15 protein-coding genes and 2 pseudogenes are annotated in these 25,011 nt (G+C 48.6%); 12 read left to right on the top strand and 5 right to left on the bottom strand.

All coding sequences use genetic code 11. The features are described from left to right. Positions 1–10 precede the first annotated feature (10 nt). On the top strand, positions 11–3,844 hold the full coding sequence (locus ACTHRE_RS02020; protein WP_440344755.1) for a DUF3683 domain-containing protein: 3,834 nt from the start codon (positions 11–13) through the stop codon (positions 3,842–3,844). Positions 3,845–4,031: 187 nt separating this feature from the next. Here ACTHRE_RS02020 and ACTHRE_RS02015 read toward each other — a convergent pair whose 3' ends face one another. From ACTHRE_RS02015 to ACTHRE_RS02005, 3 genes are read right to left on the bottom strand one after another with little or no spacing between them, the layout of a single operon-like run. Beyond that, positions 4,032–5,486 carry a LutB/LldF family L-lactate oxidation iron-sulfur protein gene (locus tag ACTHRE_RS02015; protein ID WP_049333852.1) on the bottom strand — a complete coding sequence of 485 codons (1,455 nt, stop codon included), beginning with the start codon at positions 5,484–5,486 and terminating at the stop codon, positions 4,032–4,034. Further along, positions 5,483–6,184, bottom strand: a complete 702-nt coding sequence (locus ACTHRE_RS02010) for a LutC/YkgG family protein (RefSeq protein WP_371492925.1) — start codon at positions 6,182–6,184, stop codon at positions 5,483–5,485. The genes ACTHRE_RS02015 and ACTHRE_RS02010 overlap by 4 nt, the downstream gene beginning before the upstream one ends. Continuing rightward, the gene (locus tag ACTHRE_RS02005) at positions 6,181–6,960 is read right to left on the bottom strand and encodes a (Fe-S)-binding protein (RefSeq protein WP_049323225.1); all 780 of its coding nucleotides are present in this window, start codon (positions 6,958–6,960) and stop codon (positions 6,181–6,183) included. Before ACTHRE_RS02005 ends, ACTHRE_RS02010 begins: the two co-directional genes overlap by 4 nt. A 667-nt stretch (positions 6,961–7,627) precedes the next feature. Between ACTHRE_RS02005 and ACTHRE_RS02000 the strand changes: the two genes are divergently transcribed. The 11 genes and pseudogenes from ACTHRE_RS02000 (at position 7,628) to clpP (ending at position 19,926) form a co-directional block, all read left to right on the top strand. Beyond that, complete coding sequence (locus ACTHRE_RS02000; RefSeq protein WP_440344756.1) at positions 7,628–9,538, top strand: amylosucrase; 1,911 nt, start codon at positions 7,628–7,630, stop codon at positions 9,536–9,538. A gap of 153 nt (positions 9,539–9,691) precedes the next feature. Then, positions 9,692–10,516: an amino acid ABC transporter substrate-binding protein gene (locus ACTHRE_RS01995; RefSeq protein ID WP_377072819.1), complete on the top strand. Its 825-nt coding sequence runs from the start codon at positions 9,692–9,694 to the stop codon at positions 10,514–10,516. Then, positions 10,506–11,222, top strand: coding sequence for an amino acid ABC transporter permease (locus ACTHRE_RS01990; RefSeq protein ID WP_049336124.1), 717 nt, complete (start codon positions 10,506–10,508; stop codon positions 11,220–11,222). The genes ACTHRE_RS01995 and ACTHRE_RS01990 overlap by 11 nt, the downstream gene beginning before the upstream one ends. A gap of 9 nt (positions 11,223–11,231) precedes the next feature. After that, on the top strand, positions 11,232–11,999 hold the full coding sequence (locus ACTHRE_RS01985) for an amino acid ABC transporter ATP-binding protein (protein ID WP_377072821.1): 768 nt from the start codon (positions 11,232–11,234) through the stop codon (positions 11,997–11,999). 171 nt (positions 12,000–12,170) lie between these two features. Continuing rightward, positions 12,171–14,090 carry an ATP-binding cassette domain-containing protein gene (locus ACTHRE_RS01980; protein WP_377072823.1) on the top strand — a complete coding sequence of 640 codons (1,920 nt, stop codon included), beginning with the start codon at positions 12,171–12,173 and terminating at the stop codon, positions 14,088–14,090. Positions 14,091–14,137: 47 nt separating this feature from the next. Then, positions 14,138–14,491 carry a nucleolar protein gene (locus ACTHRE_RS01975; RefSeq protein WP_377072825.1) on the top strand — a complete coding sequence of 118 codons (354 nt, stop codon included), beginning with the start codon at positions 14,138–14,140 and terminating at the stop codon, positions 14,489–14,491. 36 nt (positions 14,492–14,527) lie between these two features. Beyond that, a complete protein-coding gene (locus tag ACTHRE_RS01970) occupies positions 14,528–15,079 on the top strand; it encodes a hypothetical protein (protein ID WP_377072827.1) in 552 nt (183 codons plus the stop codon). A gap of 188 nt (positions 15,080–15,267) precedes the next feature. Beyond that, positions 15,268–15,970, top strand: a pseudogene (locus tag ACTHRE_RS01965) (DNA translocase FtsK 4TM domain-containing protein); the annotation flags it as partial. A 101-nt stretch (positions 15,971–16,071) separates the two neighbouring features. Further along, a pseudogene (locus tag ACTHRE_RS01960) lies at positions 16,072–17,712 on the top strand (DNA translocase FtsK); the annotation flags it as partial. Between the two features lie 192 nt (positions 17,713–17,904). Next, a complete protein-coding gene (gene tig / locus ACTHRE_RS01955) occupies positions 17,905–19,215 on the top strand; it encodes a trigger factor (RefSeq protein ID WP_440345262.1) in 1,311 nt (436 codons plus the stop codon). 90 nt (positions 19,216–19,305) lie between these two features. Continuing rightward, a complete protein-coding gene (gene clpP / locus ACTHRE_RS01950; protein WP_377072829.1) occupies positions 19,306–19,926 on the top strand; it encodes an ATP-dependent Clp endopeptidase proteolytic subunit ClpP in 621 nt (206 codons plus the stop codon). A gap of 65 nt (positions 19,927–19,991) precedes the next feature. Here clpP and ACTHRE_RS01945 read toward each other — a convergent pair whose 3' ends face one another. Then, positions 19,992–21,980, bottom strand: coding sequence for a site-specific recombinase (locus ACTHRE_RS01945; RefSeq protein WP_377072831.1), 1,989 nt, complete (start codon positions 21,978–21,980; stop codon positions 19,992–19,994). Between the two features lie 229 nt (positions 21,981–22,209). Further along, a complete protein-coding gene (gene clpB, locus ACTHRE_RS01940; RefSeq protein ID WP_377072833.1) occupies positions 22,210–24,783 on the bottom strand; it encodes an ATP-dependent chaperone ClpB in 2,574 nt (857 codons plus the stop codon). Positions 24,784–25,011: the final 228 nt, after the last annotated feature.

Raw genomic sequence — 25,011 nt, 5'->3', positions numbered from 1 at the left:
GAACACAACCATGACCACGACTACTGCCCCTCAGCGTATTCGAGAAATTCCCTATAACTATACTTCTTATACCGACCGCGAAATCGTCATCCGATTATTGGGCGATGAAGCGTGGCAAATCCTGCAAGACCTGCGCGGTCAACGCAAAACAGGACGTTCGGCACGAATGCTGTTTGAAGTATTGGGTGATATTTGGGTGGTCGTGCGCAATCCGTATCTGGTCGATGATTTGCTGGAGCACCCAAAACGCCGCGCCGCGTTGGTACGCGAAATGCGCCACCGCTTAAATGAAATCCGCAAACGCCGCGACGACAATCCGCAAGTCGATGTATTGGTGGCGGCGGCGGAAAAGGCGGTCGAGCGTTTTGACGGCAGTTTTGACGAAACGCGCCAAAAGCGGCGGCAGATTTTGGAGCGTTTGAGCAAAATCACCAAGCCGCACAATATTATGTTTGACGGGCTGGCGCGGGTAACGCACGTTACCGATGCGACCGACTGGCGCGTGGAGTATCCGTTTGTCGTCGTCAATCCTGATACCGAGGCAGAGATCGCGCCTTTGGTCCGCGCTTTAATCGAGTTGGACTTGGTCATCATCCCGCGCGGCGGTGGCACGGGTTATACCGGCGGCGCAGTACCTTTGGACGCAAACAGCGCAGTCATCAATACCGAAAAACTCGACAAACATCGCGGTGTCGAATACGTTGAGCTGGCAGGCTTGGACGGCAAACATCCGATTATCCATTGCGGCGCAGGCGTAGTAACACGCCGGGTAGAAGAAACCGCGCATCAGGCAGGCTTGGTGTTTGCCGTCGATCCGACTTCCGCCGATGCGTCTTGCGTGGGCGGTAATGTGGCGATGAACGCAGGCGGTAAAAAAGCCGTGCTGTGGGGCACTGCCTTGGACAACCTCGCCTACTGGAACATGGTCAACCCTCAAGGCGAATGGTTGCGTATCGAGCGCGTGCGCCACAATTTCGGCAAAATCCATGACGAAGAAACCGCCGTATTTGACGTACATACGCTGGATTCAGACGGCCGCAATATCGTCAATACCAAACGTTTGGAAATCCCCGGCCACAAATTCCGCAAAGTCGGTTTGGGCAAAGACGTTACCGACAAATTCTTGAGCGGCCTGCCCGGCGTACAAAAAGAAGGCACGGACGGCATTATCACCAGCGTTGCCTTCGTATTGCATAAAATGCCGAAATACACGCGCACCGTGTGTATGGAATTTTTTGGTACGGTCGCCACCGCCACACCTTCCATCGTCGAAATCCGCGACTTCTTGCTTACCCATGAAAGCGTACGACTGGCCGGTTTGGAACATTTAGATTGGCGTTACGTCCGCGCTGTCGGCTATGCCACCAAAGCGGCAGGCAAAGGCCGACCTAAAATGGTCTTGCTGGCAGACGTGGTTTCTGACGACGAAGCAGCCGTAGAAGCAGCTGCCGAACACATCTGCGAACTCGCCCGCGCCCGCGACGGCGAAGGCTTTATCGCCGTGTCGCCCGAAGCCCGCAAAACCTTCTGGCTCGACCGCAGCCGCACCGCCGCCATAGCCAAACACACCAACGCCTTTAAAATCAATGAAGACGTGGTAATCCCACTCGAAAGACTCGGTGAGTATTCAGACGGCATCGAACGCATCAACATTGAGCTTTCCATCCAAAACAAGCTCAAACTCTGTGCCGCCTTGGAGCAATATCTGTCCGGCAAACTCCCCATCGACAAAATGGGAACAGACCTGCCAACCGCCGAACTATTGGGCGAACGCGGCAAACACGCCCTAGCCCACGTTTCCGCTGTCAAAGCGCGTTGGGAATGGTTGCTTGCTAACTTGGATGCGCCACTTGCCGACTATAAAGCTCGCTATGGCGCAGCCGTCCATGCCGCTCCCGAAGCCAAAGACAATGAAAGCTGCTTTATTGCCTTCCGCGATTTCCGCCTGCGCGTGTCTGTCAAAGCAGACGTAATGAAGCCTCTTTCTGAAATTTTCAGCGGCAAAACCGATACCAAAATTATCCAAGGCTTGGGCAAAATCCATGCCAAAACCGTACGCAGCCGCGTCTTTGTCGCCCTGCATATGCACGCCGGCGACGGTAACGTTCATACCAATATTCCGGTTAACTCAGACGATGCCGAAATGCTTCAGACGGCCTACCGTTCTGTAGAACGCATCATGAAAATCGCCCGTTCGCTCGGCGGCGTAATTTCCGGCGAACACGGCATCGGCATTACCAAGCTCGAATTTTTGACCGATGAAGATTTGCAACCGTTTTGGAACTACAAAAACCAAGTCGATCCCAAACACACCTTCAACCGTCACAAACTGATGAAAGGCTCGGACCTGCGCAACGCCTATACGCCGTCCTTCGAGCTTTTGGGAGCGGAATCGCTGATTATGGAAAAATCAGACCTCGGCACCATCGCTGATTCCGTCAAAGACTGTCTGCGCTGCGGCAAATGTAAACCCGTTTGCTCTACTCACGTTCCGCGTGCCAACCTGCTGTACAGTCCCCGCAACAAAATCCTCGGCGTAGGCTTGCTGACCGAAGCCTTCTTATACGAAGAACAAACCCGTCGCGGCGTTTCCATCAAACATTTTGAAGAACTGATGGACATCGGCGACCACTGCACCGTGTGCCACCGCTGCGTTAAACCTTGCCCTGTCAACATCGACTTTGGCGACGTTACCGTAGCCGTCCGTAACTACCTTGCCGATTCCGGCCACAAACGCTTTGCGCCTGCGGCTTCAATGGGCATGGCATTTTTGAACGCCACAGGCCCAAAAACCATCAAAGCTCTTCGTGCCGCCATGATACAGACCGGCTTCCCAGCGCAAAACTTTGCCTACAAAATCGGCAAACTTCTTCCGATTGGCACTAAAAAGCAAAAAGCCGAACCGAAATCCACCGTCGGTACCGCCTCAATCAAAGAACAGGTTATCCATTTCATCAACCGTCCTTTGCCCAAAAGCGTGCCCGCCAAAACACCGCGCTCCATGCTCGGCATAGAAGACGACAAAAGCATCCCCATCATCCGCAATCCCGCCGCGCCCGAAGATGCCGAAGCTGTGTTCTACTTCCCCGGCTGCGGCTCTGAGCGCTTGTTCAGCCAAATCGGGCTTGCCGTTCAAGCCATGCTTTGGCATGTCGGCGTACAAACCGTCCTGCCACCCGGCTATATGTGTTGCGGCTATCCACAAGACGCAGGCGGCAATAAGGCTAAAGCCGAAGAAATGAGCACCAACAACCGCGTGGCTTTCCACCGTATGGCAAACACCCTCAACTACCTCGACATTAAGACCGTCGTCGTCAGTTGCGGTACCTGCTATGACCAACTGGAAAAATACCGTTTTGAAGAAATCTTCCCAGGCTGCCGTATCATCGATATCCACGAATATCTGCTTGAAAAAGGGGTGCAACTAAACGGCGTGAAAGGTCAGCAATACCTCTACCACGACCCTTGCCATACCCCGATTAAAACTATGAACGCCACCCAAATGGCCAGCAGCCTGATGGGACAGAAAGTCGTCTTAAGCGACCGCTGTTGCGGCGAGTCCGGTATGTTTGCCGTCAAACGACCAGACATTGCCACTCAGGTCAAGTTCCGCAAACAAGAGGAAATTGAGAAAAACCTCAAAGAGCTGCCGCAGGGCGAACCTGTCAAAATGCTTACCTCCTGCCCAGCCTGCCTGCAAGGCTTGAGCCGCTACGCCGACGACAACAATATGCCTGCAGACTACATCGTCATCGAAATGGCAAAACACATCCTCGGCGAAAACTGGCTGGATGAGTTTGTGAAAAAAGCCAATAACGGCGGTGTAGAAAAAGTATTGCTCTAAGGACTTAGACAAAAACTTTTGGATGTAATAAAGGCCGTCTGAAAATCTTTCAGACGGCCTTTTTATTCAAAAGAATCAAAATACAATAATCAAATCAAATGCCTTTACAAATAGCGATGCTACACCAGCAGTATTTAATAAAAAATAAAACCTGAGGCTTTTATCCCTCAGGTTTTATTTTCAAGTCTTATGCTTTTTCTTGCTGACGTTTTCTTTCTGCCATCATCTCATGCAATGTTTGCTTGGCAGGTTTCATCGGAACATGGTTATTGGTCCAGCTTAACTGCTTGCTTGGCGTCAATGCACGGAATTTGGTAGCAGCCCAGCCGAATGCTCGATAAGCTTTACTGCCGCTGAAAATACCGTTAAACGTACGCCATGCCATTTGTTCGCCGAAAGTATGCGATGCACCTTGACCACGGATAGGATGAGGAACGGTTTCGGTTGGCGAACGTTGCGCTTCAACACGCAGACGTTGCATTTGTTCGGTAATCGGAATACGTACCGGACAAACCTCAACACAGGCGCCACACATGGTACACGCAGTCGGCAGATCGCGTGTTGCATCCAAGCCTAACAAATGTGGAGAGATAATCTCGCCAATCGGACCAGGATAAGTCGTACCGTAAGCCGCGCCACCGATACGGGTATAAACCGGACAGTGGTTCATACACGCACCGCAACGGATACATTGCAAGGTACGGCGCATTTGATCTTCTGCATACGCTTGGCTACGGCCGTTATCAAGCAGTACCAAGTGCATTTCTTGAGGGCCGTCCAGCTCTTCGCTACGGCGAGGGCCGGTAATCATATTGAAATAAGTGGTAATGTTCTGACCGATGGCGGAGCGTGGCAGCAGGCTGTACAAAGGCGGAACATCCGACAGCTTCGCAACCACTTTTTCAATACCGGTAATGGCGATGTGCACAGGCGGTACAGTGGTACTCAAGCGGCCGTTGCCTTCGTTTTCAACCAGACACAAAGTACCCGTTTCCGCAACGGCAAAGTTCACACCGCTCAAACCAACATCGGCAGTGCTGTAAATATCGCGCAATGCTTTACGGGCAAATCCGGTTAGCTGATCTACATCGTCTGTCAAAGGCGTGCCAAGGTTTTGATGGAAAAGCTCGCTAACCTGCTCTTTGGTCTTGTGAATGGCAGGCATCACGATATGGGTTGGTTTCTCGCCAGCCATTTGAACGATAAACTCGCCTAAGTCGCTCTCAACTGCTTTGATGCCTTGGTCTTGCAGATAATGGTTCAGCTCAATCTCTTCGCTGACCATAGATTTGCCTTTCACCATCAGCTTACCGTTTTTATCGGTAATGATGTTGTGAATGATTTGGCAGGCTTCGGCAGGTGTTTCCGCCCAGTGGACTTTAACGCCTAACTTGGTCAGGTTTTCTTCCAGTTGTTCCAATAATGCAGGCAATTTGGACAACGAACGTTGACGGACATGCTCACACAAATCACGCAGGCTTTGCAGCTCTTCTTCATCTGTCAAAACGGCTTTGCGCTTGGTCATCAGCATATCCATCGCCGTGCGCAAGCTTTTACGCAGAGGCTTGTCTTGCAAAGAAATCGCGGCGTTTTGCTTGAATGTTTCCGGCTTCATATGGAATTTAATGGTTTGGGAACTCATGCTTTTTCCTCCAACTTGGCAGGGGAAATGTAATCAGGCAGAACGGCCAAAACCACCAAATCGCGCGGGCCGTGTGCACCATAGGCCAAAGTCAATTGAATATCGGCAGTCTTAGACGGGCCGGAAATCAAAATAACGTTGGTAGGCATGCCTTTTTCTACCAGTTTTTCGCCTTCAACAGCATTATGGAATTCGTTGTACATTTTGCTGGTGTCAAACAGGCAGAAATGCACAGGCGGAACCAAACTCAGGCTGCGCGGCTCGACAGGGCTGGACTCCAGCATAATCGTACCGGTACGGGCAATACCGCATTTAGAGCCGCTAAATCCAGCCTCAATATCGGCAAAAAATTCATTTTTCCAGTCGTCGATTTTTCGCTCAAAACCGCGCGGTTCAATATTGGTATCGGCCAAAGCTGCACGAGCCAGCTGACCATGTTCCGTTTCCAATGGAAGCAGAATGTTTTTCAAGCCTTTGCCTTCGGCTGCTTGGCAAAATACTTGCGGCCAGTTGGTTTTAGTAACCCAATAGATTTCAGTTTTGACGGCACGCATGGCAGCCGCCCAATGTTTCAAGCGTTCGACATCGTTTGCCCAAGAAACACCCATTTCACGGTAATAATCGAAAACCGGCGGTTCTTCCATCGGCAAGGCATCGGCTTTTTTCAATTTCGCTAAAATATTTTCGCGCGCGCTCATGCTTTACCTCCGGTACGTTCCAACAGGAAAGATGCAATATGTTTCGGACGTGGCATATTGGGTTCGTCTTTGGCAATTTTGCCGCCAATATTCATCATGCAGCCACAGTCCGCGCTAATGATTTCAGTTGCGCCTGTTTCTTTCAGTGCTGCAACTTTGTCGGTTACCATCGCGCCGGAAATATCGGCTTGTTTTACAGAGAATGTACCGCCAAAACCGCAGCATTCACTTTCATGGTCGTGAACGATACGTTCAACATTTTCCATGCCGTCAATCAGCTGCCAGCCTGACAAATGGACATTCATCTCGCGACGTGCCGCGCAGGAAGTATGAACGGCCACTTTAACCGGCTCGCCTTTATCTTCAGGTTTGTAACCAATCGCCAGCAGGAAGTGGGTAAATTCAATGATACGATTGGCGCAATCAATGGCTTTTTGTTCGTACTCGGTGCCTTTGAACAAAGTCGGCCAGTGGTGTTTCATCATGCCGCCGCAAGAACCAGAAGGCACGACAATCGGCCAATTTTCAGGGAATAAATCCAGTTGCGCTTTGGCAACATCAAAGGCTTCTTTAGGATGACCTGACGAATAGGCCGGTTGACCACAGCAGCTTTGCTCCATCGGATAATGGATACGGATGCCCTGTTGTTCGATTAAAGTGATGGCATCCATGCCTGCTTCGGGCATGAAAAGGTCAAGAACGCAAGTACCGAAGAAATAAGCATCGGTTGGCTTGCTGTCGAATACGGTGATTTGTGGTGGTTTGATTGCGCTCATTTTTTTGGAACGGGACAACCCGTTTTCTTGTGTAAAAATAAGATGGGTACTTTAAGTAATTGCTTGTAATGGGTCAAGTCTAATTTTAAAAAATAATATTAAAAAAGCATGACAAACCAGACAAACACCTTTTCCTTATTAACTTGATAATCTACATAATAACCACTATCAATAAGAAAACTGATGGATTCATTTTTTAATAAATGAAACTCGTACATTCCTTCCCTCTTCAAAACACAATCACTGCCTCTTTATAGAATTTTGATTTACATCAGAAGTCATGAACTTAATCTCTATGACACGTTTTTAGATGAAACAAGCAATCCGCTATGCTGTAAATATGTTTCAGACGGCCATATTGGAATAAAAAGATATCTAAGACAATAAAAATAAAAGTTTTTCTCACAAGACTCAGGCCGTCTGAAAGATAAGTTCGTCAAAAGGCCTCTTTCCATCTGCTTAATCCTACTTTTAATCAAAATCAAACACTTGAAAAATCATCGTTCCTAACCTTGAAAACCCTTTGCACACTCAAGCACTTCCAGTATCATTGAGACAGTTTCTTGACGCAAAATTACAGTCTTAGCCGCCCACAATCGGCATGGATTTGCAAAAGAAGTGAAACCAAGCTTCAAAACAATTTCACCTTAATTTCGGAGTAGGCATTATGTTGACCCAGACTCAACAGGTTGATTTGACCTTGCATCACCTTAAAGAACGCACCCTATCGATATATACTCCCGAACAGCGTGCAAGCATCGAGGCATCTGAAGACTGGAAACAGTTTGACAGACGGCTTGAAGAACACTTTCCAAAACTGATGCACGAGCTGGACAACGTTTACAACAACAACGAAGCCGTCCTCCCCATGTTGGAGCAACTGATTGCCCAAGCATGGCAAAGCTATTCCCAACGCAACGCATCTTTAAAAGATATCGATATCGCGCGCGAAAACGATCCTGACTGGATTTTGTCCAACAAACAGGTCGGCGGCGTGTGCTACGTCGATTTGTTCGCAGGCGATCTGCAAGGTTTGAAAGCCAAAATCCCTTATTTCCAAGAATTGGGCCTAACCTATCTGCACCTGATGCCCCTGTTTAAATGTCCTGAAGGCAAAAGCGACGGCGGCTATGCAGTCAGCAGCTACCGCGATGTCAATCCGGCTTTGGGCACAATAGACGACTTGCGCGATGTCATTGCCGCACTGCACGAAGCAGGTATTTCCGCCGTTGTCGATTTCATCTTTAACCACACTTCCAATGAACACGAATGGGCAAAAGGCTGCGCCGCCGGTGATCCACTCTACGACAACTTCTACTACATCTTCCCCGACCGCTGGATGCCTGACCAATACGACCGCACCCTGCGTGAAATCTTCCCCGACCAACATCCGGGCGGCTTCTCCCAACTGGAAGACGGACGCTGGGTATGGACAACGTTCAACTCCTTCCAATGGGACTTGAATTACAGTAACCCGTGGGTATTCCGTGCCATGGCAGGCGAAATGATGTTCCTTGCCAACTTGGGCGTTGATATTCTGCGCATGGACGCCGTTGCCTTTATTTGGAAGCAAATGGGCACAAGCTGCGAAAACCTGCCTCAGGCACACGCTCTGATTCGCGCGTTTAACTCTGTAATGCGTATCGCAGCACCAGCTGTGTTCTTCAAATCCGAAGCCATTGTCCATCCTGACCAAGTTGTCCAATACATCAGCCAAGACGAATGCCAAATCGGCTACAACCCTCTGCAAATGGCATTGTTGTGGAACACGCTTGCGACACGCGAAGTCAACCTGCTCCATCAAGCACTGACCTACCGCCACAACCTGCCCGACCACACAGCATGGGTCAACTACGTCCGCAGCCATGACGACATCGGCTGGACGTTTGCCGATGAGGATGCATGGCAGTTCGGTATTCACGGCTACGACCACCGACAATTCCTCAACCGCTTCTTCGTCAACCATTTCGACGGCAGCTTCGCACGTGGCGTACCGTTCCAATACAACCCAAGCACAGGCGACTGCCGTGTCAGCGGTACAGCCGCGGCATTGGTCGGCTTGGCTCAAAATGACCCGTATGCCGTTGACCGCATCAAACTTTTGTACAGCATCGCTTTGAGTACCGGCGGCCTGCCACTGATTTACCTAGGCGACGAAGTCGGTACGCTCAATGACGATGATTGGTCGCAAGACAGCAATAAGAGCGATGACAGCCGCTGGGCACACCGTCCTCGTTACAATGAGGAGTTGTACAACCAACGCCATGACAGCTCGACCACTGCCGGTCAAATCTTCCAAGGTTTGCGCCATATGATTTCCATCCGCCAAAGCAATCCGCGCTTTAATGGCGGCAGATTGGTCACCTTCAACACCAACAACAAACACATCATCGGCTATATGCGCAACAACGCGCTTTTGGCATTCGGCAACTTCAGCGAACATGCGCAAACAATCAGTGCGCACACCCTGCAGGCCATGCCGTTTAAAGCGCGCGATTTGATCAGCGGTCAAACCGTTTCTCTGAATCAGGACTTGGTACTGCAACCCTATCAAGTCATGTGGCTTGAAATTGCATAAGCTGAATTTTTTATACATCATTCAAGGCTGTCTGAACAAATCAGCGTTCAGACGGCCTTTTAAGGCATAAGATGTATTTTGTATTTTGGGCAGTTTCGCTTAGAATGCACGCTTTAATACTAAATGACACACTTAAGTCAGGAGTAAAAATCCATGTTGAAAAAATTCGTACTCGGCACCATCGCTGCAGTAGTTTTGGCTGCTTGCGGCGGTGAAGGCAGCAACTCAGCTTCTTCTGCACCAGCCCAATCCGGCGCGGCCTCCGGTTCTCTGATTGAGCGTATCAACAACAAAGGTACCATCACAGTCGGTACGGAAGGCACTTACGCACCCTTCACCTACCACGACAAAGACGGCAAATTGACCGGCTACGATGTCGAAGTAACCCGCGCAGTCGCCGACAAACTGGGCATCAAAGTTGAATTTAAAGAAACACAATGGGACTCTATGATGGCAGGTTTGAAAGCCGGCCGTTTTGACGTGGTTGCCAACCAAGTCGGCCTGACCAGCCCTGAGCGTCAAGCGACTTTTGACAAATCCGAGCCTTATAGCTGGAGCGGTGCCGTATTGGTTGCCCGTAAAGACAGCAACATCAAATCCATTGACGACATCAAAGGTGTGAAAACTGCACAATCCCTGACCAGTAACTATGGTGAAAAAGCCAAAGCTGCAGGCGCAGAACTCGTACCGGTAGACGGCTTGGCGCAATCCCTGACCCTGATTGAACAAAAACGTGCCGATGCAACCCTGAACGACGAATTGGCGGTATTGGACTATCTGAAGAAAAATCCGAATGCCGGCGTACAAATCGTTTGGTCTGCCCCGGCTGACGAAAAAGTCGGCTCCGGCTTGATTGTCAATAAAGGCAATGATGAGGCATTGGCCAAATTCAGCACAGCCATAACTGAGCTGAAAGCAGACGGCACGCTGAAAAAACTGGGCGAACAATTCTTCGGAAAAGACATCAGTGTTAAATAATTTCCTTGCCTCTCTGCCGTTTATGACGGAAACACGCGCTGATATGCTCATTAGCGCGTTTTGGCCTATGGTTAAAGCCGGCTTCGCAGTGTCTTTGCCTTTAGCGATCGCTTCTTTCGTTATCGGCATGATTATTGCCGTAGCCGTTGCTTTGGTAAGAATCATGCCCTCCGGCGGTATTTTCCAAAAATGCTTGCTGAAGCTGGTGGAATTTTATATTTCCGTCATTCGCGGTACACCGCTTTTGGTGCAGTTGGTCATCGTATTCTATGGTTTGCCTTCCGTCGGCATCTATATTGACCCGATTCCTGCCGCCATCATCGGCTTTTCGCTCAATGTCGGCGCATACGCTTCCGAAACCATACGCGCGGCAATTTTGTCCGTACCTAAAGGCCAATGGGAAGCAGGTTTCTCCATCGGCATGACCTATATGCAGACTTTCCGCCGCATTGTCGCGCCACAGGCATTCCGCGTTGCCGTACCGCCTTTGAGCAATGAATTTATCGGCTTGTTCAAAAATACCTCGCTTGCCGCCGTAGTAACGGTAACCGAGCTTTTCCGTGTCGCCCAAGAGACAGCAAACCGCACTTATGACTTCTTGCCGGTTTATATCGAAGCTGCATTGGTTTATTGGTGCTTCTGCAAAGTGCTGTTTTTGATTCAGGCGCGTTTGGAAAAACGTTTCGACCGTTATGTCGCCAAATAAGGAGTTGTCATGATTAAAATCCGCAATATCCATAAGACCTTTGGCGAAAATACCATTTTGCGCGGCATCGATTTGGATGTCGGCAAAGGACAAGTGGTTGTTATCTTAGGTCCTTCCGGCTCAGGCAAAACCACGTTTTTACGCTGTTTAAACGCTTTGGAAATGCCTGAACAAGGTCAAATCGAGTTTGACAATGAGCAGCCGTTAAGCATCGATTTTTCCAAAAAACCAAGCAAACACGATATTTTGGCACTGCGCCGCAAGTCCGGCATGGTGTTCCAACAATACAACCTCTTTCCGCACAAAACTGCGTTGGAAAACGTTATGGAAGGGCCGGTTGCCGTACAAGGCAAGCCTGTCGCCAAAGCGCGTGAAGATGCTGTCAAATTGCTTAAAAAAGTCGGTTTGGGCGATAAGATTGACCTCTACCCCTACCAGCTTTCCGGTGGTCAACAGCAGCGCGTCGGCATTGCCCGAGCATTGGCGATTCAGCCTGAATTGATGCTGTTTGACGAACCGACTTCCGCGCTTGACCCTGAATTGGTGCAAGATGTTTTGGATACCATGAAGGAATTGGCACAAGAAGGCTGGACCATGGTTGTCGTTACGCATGAAATCAAATTTGCCTTGGAAGTGGCAACCACCGTCGTCGTGATGGACGGCGGCGTTATTGTCGAACAAGGCAGCCCGCAAGATTTGTTCAATCATCCCAAACATGAGCGGACACAAAAATTCCTGCGCCAAATCCGTGCGGACAATGGCGATCTTCAAATTTAATTGAAACGACAGACAATTTGAAAGCATTTCCTACTGTCATTTCATAAAGGCCGTCTGAATAAGTGAAATAGAAATCGTTGATTTCGTTTTCATACTTGTTCAGACGGCCTTTTATATGTCTTTTCAGGTAAAATAACGCCTTTCGTTTTACTTACCCCCTTGCCTGCCATCATGATAGAAATCAAAAAACTCACCCTGCAACGCGGTTTGAAAGTCCTGCTCGATAAAGCCGATGCCGTAATCAACCCCGGCCAACGCGTTGGTTTAATCGGTAAAAACGGTACAGGCAAATCCAGCCTGTTTGCGCTGATAAAAGGTGAAATCACTCAAGATGGCGGCGAAATCCTGATTCCAAAAACATGGCGCCTGGCTTCCGTCTCTCAAGAAACGCCTGATTTAGATATTTCCGCTTTAGACTACGTTTTGCAAGGCGATGCCGAATTGCAGGCTTTTCAGACGGCCTTGGCACAAGCAGAAGCGCAAAATGACGGCATGAAGCAAGCCGAATATCACGCCAAACTTGAAGAAATCGATGCCTATACCGCTCCGGCACGCGCTGCCAAACTGCTTAACGGCTTGGGTTTTGCACAAGAAGAACATACCCGCCCCGTCAAATCTTTTTCCGGCGGCTGGCGTATGCGCCTTAACCTGGCCCAAGCGCTGATTTGTCGTGCCGATTTGCTGCTTTTGGATGAACCGACCAACCACTTGGATTTAGAAACCGTGTTGTGGCTGGAAAACCATCTCGCTTCCCTGCCCTGTACGCAAATCATCATCTCCCATGACCGCGACTTCTTGAATGCCACCACAACGCACACCATCGAACTGTCGCAACAAAAACTGACCCAATACGGCGGCAATTACGATTTCTATCAAGCCGAACGCGCCCAACGTCTGGCGCAACAACAAGCCGCCCACGTCAAACAGCAGGCGCAAATCAAACATCTGCAATCCTTTATCGACCGTTTCAAAGCCAAAGCCACAAAGGCCGTACAAGCCCAAAGCCGCATGAAGGCATTAGCCAAACTCGAGCGCATCGCCCCTGCGCATTTGGATAGCGAGTTTTCCTTTGAGTTTGCCAATCCGACACACCTGCCTAATCCATTATTGAAACTCGACCATGCCGACTTAGGTTATGGCGACAATACCGTTTTGCACGATATCACCTTGTCTCTCGAAAGCGGCGCACGTTACGGCCTGTTGGGCGTTAACGGCAGCGGCAAATCCACATTTATCAAAGCATTGGCAGGAAAAATCGATTTACTTTCCGGCAGTATCGTCCGCTCCGAAAAGCTCAATATCGGCTATTTTGCCCAACATCAACTGGATACCTTACGCGCTGACCAAAGTCCGGTTTGGCATATCCAGCAGCTTTCACCCGAAGTTCGCGAACAGGAAATCCGCAACTTTTTAGGCGGTTTCAACTTTATTGGCGATATGGCGGTTCAAAAGACCGAGCCGTTCTCCGGCGGGGAAAAAGCGCGGCTCGCCCTTGCCATGATTATCTGGCAAAAACCTAATCTGCTGCTGCTTGACGAACCGACCAACCACCTAGACTTGGATATGCGCCACGCCCTGATACTTGCCCTGCAAAGTTTCCAAGGCGCATTGATTGTCGTTTCGCACGACCGCAGCCTGCTTGAAGCGACTACCGACAGCTTCCTATTGATTGACAAAGGCCGTCTGAACAACTTCGACGGCGATTTGAACGACTACCGTCAATGGCGGTTGGCACAAGAAAACGCTGCAGCAGCCCCCGCCGCTTCTGCACAAAGCCAAAGCCGCAAAGACACCAAGCGCATAGAAGCACAAATCCGTCAGGAAAAAGCCAAACGCAGCAAACCGATTCAGCAAAAAATCGACAAAGCTGAAAAAGAAATCGCACGATTGACTGATATTCAGACGGCCTGTGAAGCATTTTTGGCACAAGAATCTGCTTATTCAGAAGAAAATAAACCCAAATTGCAAGAGACACTCGCACAATTAACAGAAACTAAAGTAAAATTAACGCAACTGGAAGAAAACTGGCTGCAATGGCAGGAAGAGCTTGAGCAAATCCAAGTTGATGTCGAAGCCGAGTTTTCCCAATAAAAATAGAGCCATCAGGCCGTCTGAAATAAAACACAATACGGAAAAACATGACTTCAACCATCAAACAAGCCGGATACTTTCTCGTATCCTCTTTCGCCTTGGGCATTTCTCTTCACGCAGCCGCCGCAGTTTATTCCTGCGGCAACGGCAGCTATACTTCCGAACCCAACTCCTCCTGCGCACAGGCACAATTGCCTAAAATCAGCGGCCATCAAGGCAGCGGTTACCACCTCAACATCCGCAGTCTCAATGCCTCTGATGAACGCGCAAGTGCAAAGCCTAAGAAAAAGGCACGTACGGAAAAATTCAATAAACAAGAGAAAAAAGCCGACAAACCGAGCAAAAACAAAAACAGTGCAAAAGCTAAGAAACAGCAGCCCATGCCGTCTGAACAAGAATAAAATGCTCAAGTGCAACGAATCAGCCCTACCTGAATCATGAAAAAATATCTGCTTACCCTATCCCTGCTGCCGCTTGCCGTTTTCAACAGCCAAGCCCACGCCGCAAAAATCTACACCTGTGAAGTCAACGGCTCGATTGTCTATACCTCGCGCCCAAGCGGCAACTGCCAGGCCGTCAACGATTTGCCGATTGTCGGCAAATACAGCAGCAGCCGATACGACGCCCCGGTTAACGAGGCGCCCACACTCAACGCACCGACATCACAAACGGCTCCGGCAAAAAGCAAAAATACGGCTGCAAAATCCAACCATAAGGCAACGTCCAAACCTGCCCCTGTCCGCACTGCTTCTGAAACGGCTCCTCCTCCGGTTCCAAAATCCTCCGGCGTCAACAGCCGCCGCTCTATTCTGGAAACCGAGTTATCCAATGAACGCGCGGCTTTGGCCGATGCCAAAAAGCAACTGAGCCAAGCGCGGACGGCCAAAGGCGGCAGCGTCAATCAACAGGCCATCAGTACGCTGCAAGGTGCGGTTTTGGATAGAGAGAAAAACATTCAAGCACTCCAGCGCGAACTGGGCAGAATGTAAGTCCAAATCAATCAAAACATCAGGCCGTCTGAACAGGTGGAAACGAAATCCAAAATTTTCGTCACGCCAAACAGACGGCCTGAATCCTATAATGATTACGCCCGTTTCAATTTCTTGTGCCTAGTAAATACGGTATAATTTGCCCTTTACGCACATTACCTCCGGTCTTTTCAGACGGCCTTTATCTCATGACTGCAAAATCTTCTAAAACCCAAACAAAAAAACGCGTCTCTACCAAACCGGCAGCCAAACCGACCACACGCAAATCCACCAAAGCACAAACTCAAGCCGACAATAAAGTTTCCCAACGCCTCAAGGCCGCCAAAGAGCTGCAAAGAAACGAAGAAAAAAAAGCGCGCCCCGAGCATGTCGTCAACTTGATTAATGATGCTTTATGGCTGTTTGGCTTGGTTATCACCATTTATCTGGCCATTTCCCTGGCCAGCTTCAGCATGGACGACCCCGCATGGTCGCGCAGCGTTCCCAAAAGCCATGATGTCGCCAACCTCGGCGGTCTCTTTGGCTCCTATCTTTCCGATGTCGGATATTATCTGTTCGGCTTATCGTTTTGGTGGTGGATAGCCGCCTCTTGCGTTTTCCTCTACAAAAATTTCCGCCCCATGAAAAAGCAGGAAAACCACAAGCCCTACAATCATGGCGTAGCCGCTTTGGCATTGTTTCTCCTGCTGGTGTGTAGTCCGATTATCGAACATTTCCTGTTTGACAACGCATTGAGCGAATCCCTTCCCGTCGGTGCAGGCGGCTTGGTCGGCTTATTAGCGGGTTCAGGCTTGGCTTGGCTGTTGGGTAAGTCGGGCAGCCTGTTGATTATGCTGGTGATGTTGCTTTTATCCATTTCCCTGCTGGCTCAGGTGTCATGGTTGGAAGTCATGGCCAAATCCGGCAGCCATATGGGCGGCCTGTTTGGCAGCCTGATGAAAAAACTGTCTCAATTCCAAAATAAAAAAGAAAATGTCTGCTCCGAAGCTTTGGAAACCCAAAATACGCGCCGCATGGTTAAAGAAGCCAAAACCATTACCGCCACTCCGGTTGCTCCGTTGGCAGGCAGCAGCAGCAACCGTAAAACTGTTGCCGTATCTGTTGCGCCGCCTCCTAAAATCCAAACTTCCCTGTTTGACGATACTGAACCTAAAAACAATGGCGAATACCACAAGCCCAACATGAACCTGTTGCGTATGCCGTCTGAAGAACCGGTTGCCGTCAATCCGGATGAATTGCAACAGACCGCAGAATTGATCGAAGCCAAGCTGGCTGAATTTGGCATCGGCGTACAAGTTGTTTCCGCCACTTCCGGCCCTGTGATTACCCGCTACGAAATCGAACCGGCACAAGGCGTCAAAGGCAGTCAAATTGTCGCCTTGTCCAAAGATTTGGCGCGCTCGATGTCTCTGCAAGCGGTACGTATCGTAGAAACCATTGCCGGTAAAAACACCATGGGCATTGAATTACCCAATGAGAAACGCCAAGACGTGATGTTGAGTGAAATCCTCTCTTCTCCCGTATTTACCAATGCCAAGTCCAAACTGACCGTTGCTTTGGGTAAAGATATTGCAGGGACACCCGTTGTCGGCGACTTGGCAAAAATGCCTCATCTTTTGGTCGCAGGTATGACCGGATCGGGTAAATCCGTCGGCGTGAACGGCATGATTATGTCCATGCTCTTCAAAGCCTCGCCCGACGAAGTCCGCTTCATTATGATTGACCCGAAAATGCTGGAATTGAGCATTTACGACGGCATTCCGCACCTGCTCTGCCCGGTTGTGACCGATATGCGCGAGGCGGGACAAGCGTTGAACTGGTGTGTTGCCGAAATGGAAAAACGTTATCGCCTGCTTTCCCATGCCGGCGTGCGTAATTTGGACGGTTTCAACCAAAAAGTCGAACAAGCCAAAGCGGCAGGCAAACCATTGCTCAATCCGTTCAGCTTAAATCCTGATGATCCCGAGCCTCTGGAAAAACTGCCGTTGATTGTGGTCGTTATCGACGAGTTGGCTGACTTGATGATGACCGAACGCAAATCCGTTGAGCAGCAAATCGCTCGCCTTGCCCAAAAAGCGCGTGCAGCAGGCATTCACATGATTGTCGCCACCCAGCGTCCGAGTGTCGATGTGGTTACCGGCCTGATTAAAGCCAACATTCCGACACGCATGGCCTTTACCGTACAAAGCAAAATCGACAGCCGTACCATTCTTGACCAAATGGGTGCAGACGAATTGCTCAAATACGGCGACTCATTATTCCTGCAACCGGGCAGCGCAGAACCGACACGCCTGCAAGGTGCGTTTGTTTCCGATGATGAAGTACATCAAGTCGTCAATTTCGTCAAAGAACAGGCTCCAACCAATTATGTGGAAGGCCTGCTCAGTGGCGAAGCAGCCATCGAAACCACCAATATTGTTAATCCGAACGCAAACAGCGATGAGTTATTTGATCAAGCCGTCGCCTTCGTATTGGAAAGCCGGAAAACTTCCATTTCCGCACTCCAACGCCAATTGCGCATCGGCTATAACCGAGCCGCCAATTTGGTAGATGCGCTTGAAAATGCCGGTGTTCTCTCTCCGGCAGACATCAACGGCAGCCGACGGATTCTGGCGCAAAAAGACCAGCTGTAAAAAACAACAATATCGAAACACAAAGGCCGTCTGAAAAGAATTTCCCACTTTTCAGACGGCCTTTTTATGTTATTCGTGAAACATTGTGTTATACTAAGCAGCTAAATTTTGACCTTATGCACGCTTCCGAAATTCTTCGGAATACCGAGCAGAAGGATAACCGTTTAAACACAACAAATTTAAGGGCTTACGATGAGCGTAACTGTTGAAACTTTAGAAAATCTGGAACGCAAAGTAGTATTGTCTCTGCCTTGGTCCAAAATCAACGCAGAAACTGAGAAAAAACTGAAACAAACCCAACGCCGCGCAAAAATTGACGGCTTCCGTCCGGGTAAAGCACCGTTCAAAATGATTGCCCAAATGTACGGCGCAAGCGCACAAAACGACGTTATCAACGAATTGGTACAACGCGAATTCTACGAGGTTGCCGTTGCTCAAGAATTGAAAGTTGCCGGTTACCCACGCTTTGAAGGCGTTGAAGAACAAGACGATCAAGAGTCTTTCAAAGTTGCCGCTATTTTTGAAGTTTTCCCTGAAGTAACTATTGGTGACCTGTCTGCCCAAGAAGTAGAAAAAGTTACTGCGACTGTTGGCGATGCCGAAGTTGACCAAACTGTAGAAATCCTGCGCAAACAACGTACCCGCTTCAACCATGTTGACCGCGAAGCCCAAAACGGCGACCGCGTCATCATCGACTTTGAAGGCAAAATCGACGGAGAACCTTTCGCTGGCGGCGCGTCTAAAAACTACGCTTTCGTATTGGGTGCAGGTCAAATGCTGCCTGAATTCGAGGCCGGTGTTGTCGGCATGAAAGCCGGCGAAAGCAAAGATGTTACCGTAAACTTCCCTGAGGACTACCATGGTAAAGATGTTGCCGGTAAATCTGCCGTATTCACCATCACGTTGAACAATGTTTCTGAAGCTACTTTGCCTGAAGTTGACGCTGACTTTGCTAAAGCTCTGGGTATTGAAGACGGCGACGTTGCCAAAATGCGCGAAGAAGTGAAGAAAAACGTTGGCCGCGAAGTTGAGCGCCGCATCGGTGAACAAACCAAAGAATCTGTAATGAACGCCCTGCTCAAAGCAGCTGATTTGCAAGTTCCTGTTACTTTGGTCAACGAAGAAGCCGCCCGCTTGGCAAACGAAATGAAACAAAACTTTGTTAACCAAGGCATAGCTGACGCTGCCAACTTGGATCTGCCTTTGGATATGTTCAAAGAACAAGCAGAACGCCGCGTTTCTTTGGGTCTGATTTTGGCTAAATTGGTTGAAGAAAACAAACTTGAGCCAACTGAAGACCAAATCAAAGCCGTTGTTGCCAACTTCGCTGAAAGCTACGAAGATCCTCAAGAAGTTATCGACTGGTACTACGCAGAGCCTTCCCGCCTGCAAGGTCCGACTTCTTTGGCAGTAGAAAGCAACGTTGTTGATTTCGTTCTGAGCAAAGCTAAAGTAACTGAAAAAGCGCTGTCTTTTGACGAAGTAATGGGCGCACAAGCTTAATTGCTCTAAGGCCGTCTGAAACAGACAATCAAAAGCACCGAAGCGCTTTAAATGGCTTTGGTGCTTTTCCATCATTAACAGGAGACAAAAATGTCCTTCGATTTCAATAATTACCTTGTCCCTACCGTTATCGAACAAAGCGGTCGCGGCGAGCGCGCATTCGACATCTACTCACGCCTTTTGAAAGAGCGCATCGTTTTCTTGATCGGCCCGGTGACAGACGAATCTGCCAACTTGGTTGTTGCGCAATTACTGTTCTTGGAAAGTGAAAACCCTGATAAAGATATCTTCTTCTATATCAACTCTCCGGGCGGTTCGGTTACTGCCGGTATGTCGATTTACGACACCATGAACTTCATCAAGCCTCATGTCTCTACTTTATGCTTGGGCCAAGCGGCAAGTATGGGCGCATTCCTGTTGTCCGCAGGCGAAAAAGGCAAACGCTTTGCCCTGCCAAACAGCCGCATCATGATTCACCAACCGCTCATCAACGGCGGCTTGGCCGGTCAGGCATCCGATATTGAAATTCACGCTAAAGAGCTGCTGAAAATCAAAGAGAAACTGAACCGCTTACTCGCTAAACATTGTGATCGCGATTTGGCTGACTTGGAACGCGATACCGACCGCGACAATTATATGTCTGCCGATGAAGCTAAAGAATATGGTTTGATTGACCAAGTTTTGGAAAACCGCGTCTCTCTGCAAGCCTAATCTTTATAGTTTTTAAATCAAAAGGCCGTCTGAAAAATATATATTTAGACGGCCTTTCTTCAATCTTACTTCGTGTTTTCTTTGTTATTCACCTGAACCGGATACAGCAAAATCAAAGGATTGGCTTTCACTTGACTCCAGAAACTCTTCAGCAGATTACGCATACTGCCCAAACGCGTACCGCGAGAGCGGAGCGCAACGGCCAAAGCTAAAGAAAAGCTGACCACCAGATTCACCATGCCGATTGCCAATACGCTTGCCAAGCCAAGTATAAACGTAAATACATCTGCATGGCCGCTGATCGCGGCATAACCCAAATTTGCCGAAGAAAACGCCACATGGCGAATATCCAGCGGCAAGCCGAAAAGATGGCCGAAATAGCCGGTCATACCTAAAAGCATACCGAAAATAAAATTACCCATAAGCGAACCATAATGCTTATGAATATAAGCAGCCAACTGGCGGCGCGGCTGCGGACGCATTATTTTTCGTAACAACGGGTTAAACGGCAGGCGCTGACGTAGGTTCAGATAATCGGAACGGTTGTCAAAGAAGCCGGCAATAATCCCCGAGCAAAACAGCCATACACCAGCAATAGCGGCATACCATAAGGTCGGCTGAGTAAAAATCTCAATAGATTTAAGCTGGTAGGCTGTAACGGCCTCATTCAACAAGGGCTGGCCATGCGTGTAGGCATAGCCAAAAGCGATCCCCGCCGCCAACAATACAGCGATTGATACATTGCCAAATACAGCAACACTTTGCGAACGGCACACGTCAATCAGCAGTTTTGCCAATTTGTTGTCCACCGCTTTGCTGCCTTCATTTGAGTCCACCTGCTCGGCAAAACTCGCCGCCGTCATAGCAGGCTGCTTGGTCGCAACAGTACAGTGCAGCATATGAATCAGCATAAAGCCTAAGCCGTAGTTTAGTCCGGCAAGAAATGAAGTAGTAAACTCGCCGAATCCCAAAGACGAAATATGGATTTTATTCAATGCCATCAAAGCAATAATTACGCCGCCACCTGCTGCGGAATAAAACATTTTAAAATATTCGCTACGGTTGCGCGTAATGTAATGCTCACCATGATGGCTTTTGTTTTCCGTAATACTGCGCGCCAGCATTCGGATACTGCTTTTACGCAAGTGACTGGTACTGTATTGCTCTACCGCCGCGTAAATCATCGCATTCATCAGATTAATGGTTAAGCGGGTACGGCTGCCGGTTTCGATTTGAATATTGGTCAACAGTTTCAGACGGCCTATGGTTTGTTGCAGGCGCTCCAGCAAGTGTGCCACTTTCACTGACGAACCAGACCCTGCTCCTGTACCACGACGACGCAGATACTCAATTTGCTTGTCACACTGGTCAAACATGACATCCAAGTGCGCCGTATCGTAAGTTTCTTCGCTGTGGCGATAGTGTTCTACCAATTTTGCAATTTCACGTTGCAAAGCGACAAATGCCGAATCTGCCTCCAATAAACGAGGGGCAATTCGTATTAAATCCGGCTCAATCGCTTCGGATGCAATCCAAATAGACAGCATTTCTACCGCTCGTAAACGGGCATCCGCCAACTGTCGGCTGGCCGTCTGAAGCAAAGCAGGATCGGCTTTACCCTGCAACAATTCATACATACTCAACCATTGGCGCAAACTCAGGGTTTGCAACCATTTATCATCGTTTTTAGAGTGAAAAAGATATAAAAATACTTCGCGCAGATTGGAAAAATCTTTATAAGACGGGCTGAAACGTTCGTAAATCCGTATGCCCATCTCCCGAGTAAAACTATGGCGCGAAAAAATACCCAGCTTAATCAGCGCAGGATAGATGTGAACTTTGGACAGCCAGGTATAGAAGCGCAGGCTGAATTGACGGCATAAAGCATCGTCTTGTTTTAAAGTAGATAAAATCAAATCGAAACGTTCGGAAGCCTGTTTTTTACCTCCTCGGCGCAAAAATTTGATTAATGCATTGAGAATAAGAACAAAGTCGGTATCATTTAAGCGTTCCGACAAAATAATGTGAAGATTTTGATTAGTCAGTTTTTGCATTGTAGTATTATTACATAAAATGAGATATTTAGCAAGAACCTTGGCAAACAGGTCGGATTATATCGCATTCTTTATCAATCCATGATACAAGATTTTCAATTAATATTCTCTAAAATTCAATGAATAATCAAATTACATAATAAATATATGATATGAATCAATAACTAGGAAAGGCCGTCTGAATTCTTTCAGACGGCCTTTTACAACAGCATACTACATTGTTTTAACCTTATGCAAACAAGAGCTTACCACCCTCTTCTTTAACATGGATTGTGCTATCAGGTGCATATTTACCTTCAAGCAATGCTTTTGCCAGCGGGTTTTCGATTTCTGACTGAATGGCACGTTTGAGCGGACGGGCACCATACACAGGATCAAAACCGGCTTCGGCAATCAGATCCAAGGCAGCATCATCGACTTTCAGATGCAGATGTTGTGCTTCCAAACGTTTTTCCAAACCTTTAAGCTGGATTTTCGCAATGCTGCGGATATTGGCCTGATCCAAACCATGGAACACGACTACTTCGTCAATACGGTTGATCATTTCAGGACGGAAATGTTCTTTCACATCCTCCATCACAACTTCTTTCACCGCTTCGTAGTCCTGAGTACCCATTTGTTGGATATGTTGGCTACCGATGTTGGAAGTCATCACAATAACGGTATTTTTGAAGTCCACTGTTCGACCTTGTCCATCGGTCAAGCGGCCGTCATCCAATACTTGCAGCAAGATATTGAACACATCCGGATGGGCTTTTTCCACTTCATCCAAAAGAATCACGCTGTATGGTTTGCGGCGGACTTGCTCAGTCAGGTAGCCGCCTTCTTCGTAGCCGACATAGCCGGGAGGCGCACCGATTAAGCGGGCAACAGCATGTTTTTCCATGTATTCGGACATATCGATACGAATCAGGTGATCTTCGCTGTCAAACAGGAAGCCTGCCAATGCCTTACACAATTCGGTCTTACCCACACCGGTCGGGCCTAAGAACAAGAAACTGCCATAAGGTTTATTCGGATCGGCCAAACCGGAACGGCTGCGGCGGATAGCGTCAGACACGGCGCGCACGGCTTCGTCTTGACCAACCACACGGCGGTGCAATACTTCTTCCATCTTCAGCAGCTTGTCGCGTTCACCTTCCATCATTTTTGACACAGGAATGCCAGTCATACGAGAAACGATTTCGGCCACTTCATCCGCGCCGACTTCAGTACGGAAAAGTTTGTTTTGTTTTTTGCCGTCAGGATTGCTTTCTGCCGCTTGCAACTGCGCGCTCAATTTAGGCAGCTCACCGTATTCCAGCTCGGATGCGCGGGCAAAATCTCCTTGGCGTTTGGCCTGTTCGATTTTGACTTTGATGTCGTCCATCTGTTTTTTGATGTCGGCGGTGCTGGAAGAGGCGGCTTTTTCTGCTTTCCAGATTTCGTCCAAATCGGCGTATTCTTTTTGCAAGCCGTCGATTTCTTCGTCTATCAATTCCAGACGTTTCTTGCTGGCATCATCGCTTTCTTTGGCAACGTGCATTTTTTCCATTTTGAGCTGGATAATGCGGCGGTCGAGTTTATCCATCTGCTCGGGTTTGCTGTCCAACTCCATTTTGATACGGCTGGCAGCTTCGTCAATCAAATCAATCGCTTTGTCGGGCAAGAAGCGGTCGGTGATGTAGCGGTCGCTCAACTCCGCTGCGGCAACGATAGCAGGGTCGGTAATATCGATACCGTGGTGGATTTCATAACGCTCTTGCAAACCGCGCAAAATAGCGATGGTATCCTCCACACTTGGCTCGCCAACCAATACTTTTTGGAAGCGGCGTTCGAGTGCCGCATCTTTTTCGATGTATTGACGGTATTCGTCCAAAGTAGTCGCACCGATACAGTGCAATTCGCCGCGTGCCAAAGCCGGTTTCAACATATTGCCCGCATCCATTGCGCCGTCAGTTTTGCCTGCACCAACCAAAGTATGGATTTCATCGATGAAAATCAAAGTGTTACCATCATCTTTAGCCAAGTCGTTCAACACGCCTTTCAAGCGTTCTTCAAATTCGCCACGGTATTTCGCGCCAGCAATCAAAGCCGCCAAGTCCAAAACCAAAAGGCGTTTGTTACGCAGGGATTCAGGCACTTCGCCGTTAACAATACGTTGCGCCAAACCTTCAACAATAGCGGTTTTACCCACACCCGGCTCACCAATCAGCACAGGGTTGTTTTTGGTACGGCGTTGCAATACCTGAATTGCACGGCGGATTTCATCATCACGACCGATAACAGGGTCGAGCTTACCGTCTCGGGCGCGTTGAGTCAGATCGAGTGTATATTTTTTCAAAGCATCGCGTTGGTCTTCGGCATTGGCATCATTCACGTTCTGTCCTCCTCGTACCGCGTCAATTGCGGCATTGATATTTTGTTCGGTCGCACCGGCTTCTTTCAAAATTTTGCCGGTCGCATCATTCTGCTGAACCAAAGCCAGCAGGAAAAGTTCGCTGGCGATATAGGCATCACCGCGTTTGGTTGCAGCCTTGTCCATCAAGTTCAATACAGCTTGCAGCTCACGGCTAGGCGTAATATCGCCACCTTGTCCGGATACTTTTGGCAAGCTGCTCAAATGTTGCTGCAAACGTTGTTTTACTTGAGGCACATTCACACCTGCATGAGCCAGTAACGCAGCTGCACCACTGTTTTGATCGTCAAGCAACGCTTTTAAGATAAAGCCAGCCTCAAGGTAGCTGCTGTCCGCAGCCAAAGCCAAACTTTGACCTTCTTGCAGAGCTTGCTGAAATTTGGCAGTCAATTTATCAAATCTCATTTTAAGTTCCTCTTCAAATATATTTCCGTTGAAGCCTATATAGGCGCAAATGTGGATAACTCAAGAGCTATTTACTCCATTATCAACAATTTTTTACTATATTATTGTTTTATAACGTTTTAATTTTATAATTTTATGTGTATAACTTTTATTATCCATCTACCCTTTACTCAAAAGGCCGTCTGAAAAATCAAGAATAATCAGGTATAATCGGCACCATATTTATTT

This window comes from Neisseria sp. P0001.S007 (assembly GCF_051963655.1).
Lineage (GTDB): Bacteria > Pseudomonadota > Gammaproteobacteria > Burkholderiales > Neisseriaceae > Neisseria > Neisseria subflava_A.
This window is presented reverse-complemented; position numbering and strand designations above follow the sequence as displayed.